The organism is Amycolatopsis sp. cmx-11-12, from assembly GCF_046269425.1.
Classification (GTDB): domain Bacteria; phylum Actinomycetota; class Actinomycetes; order Mycobacteriales; family Pseudonocardiaceae; genus Amycolatopsis.
The window spans coordinates 1-1,301 of the sequence record NZ_JADNQM010000095.1; the positions used below are offsets into that span (position 1 = coordinate 1).

1 protein-coding gene is annotated in these 1,301 nt (G+C 59.5%); it reads right to left on the reverse strand.

What is annotated here, in order from left to right; all coding sequences use genetic code 11:
* Window positions 1–43 precede the first annotated feature (43 nt).
* Window positions 44–1,236, reverse strand: a protein-coding gene (locus ACLARN_RS44065) for an IS3 family transposase (protein WP_409497447.1) whose coding sequence is annotated in 2 segments (ribosomal slippage) — window positions 44–981 and window positions 981–1,236 — 1,194 coding nt in all. Because the reading frame shifts where the segments join, the coding sequence is not laid out codon by codon here.
* Between the last annotated feature and the right edge of the window lie 65 nt (window positions 1,237–1,301).

A 1,301-nucleotide genomic window follows, 5' to 3' on the forward strand; every position in this document is an offset into this window, starting at 1 on the left:
TGAGGGGCCTCGATCTTCCCGGACAGCTGCTTGGTGGCTTGACCTACGCTGCTTGCTGCCGGTTTAGGTACTCGGTGTAGACCTCGCTGGGGGTCTTGTAACCGAGTCCTGAGTGGAGACGTTGGTTATTGTAGCGCAGTTCTATGTATGCGGCGATATCCGCGATGGCCTGTTTTCGTGTTGTGTAGATCACTCGATGGGATCGCTCGTTTTTAAGGGCGCCGAAGAATGACTCGGCCATGCTGTTGTCGTAGCAGATTCCTGTGCGGCCGACGGAGTGCCGGATGCCAAGAGATCGGAGTGTGTTCGCGAATTGGGCGGACATGTAGTTGCTGCCGCGATCGGTGTGGAATATTGCTCCGGGTTTGATTGAGTAGTTCCGGACGGCCATGTGGATGGCTTTCTCGATCAGGGGTGTTCGGTAGTTGTCGTCCATGGCCCATCCGATGACCGCTTTAGTGTGGCAGTCGATGACGGTCGCCAGATAGATCCATCCTTCCCAGGTGGGAATGTAGGTGATATCGCCGACCATTTTCTCGCATGGCGCGTCCGCGCTGAAGTCCCGGCGCAGCAGGTCCGGCAGGATCGCCGGGCCGCCGTCGGTCAGTGCCGGCCGCCAGGGCTTGGGCTGGCAGGGTTCCAGGCCCTGGTCTCGCATGATCTGGCGGACCAGTTCGGGGGTGCACCGCTCGCCCTGGCGCTCTAGCTGGGCGTGGATGCGACGGTGACCGTAGGTCTCGTCCGAGTCGGTGAAGATCTTGGTGATCAGCCCGGCGAGATACTGCCTGCGCCGGGTGGTCTCTGATTCTGGCCGGGTACGCCATTCATAGAAGCCCGATTTCGACACTTCAAGCCATGAGCACATTGTCACGACAGGCAACGGCCTTTCCATGGCCTGACTGAAGACGTCCTTCTCCGCCTCGATGAACTCGTAGAGTTCTGTTATCGATAGTCGCTGGCGAAGAAGGCTGCGGCTTTTCCCAGGAACTCGCGTTCCGCGCGCAGTTCCCGGACTTCTTTTTCCAGTTCCCGCAACCGGGCACGTTCTGAGATCTTCAATGGCGGCTCATCGGCGGCATGGTCGCGACGGTACGCGTTAACCCAATTGCGCAGGGTCTGCTCACTGACACCGATTTCCCGAGCGACCGCCGCGACAGGACGTGTCGACTCGACCACCGATCTCGCCGTCTCCTCCTTAAATTCAGGAGTAAACGACCGACGACTCTTCTTGGACACGGACACCCTCTCTTCCAGACACGAACTCTAGTTGGTCCGCTGTCCGGAAGGACCGGGGCCGCTCA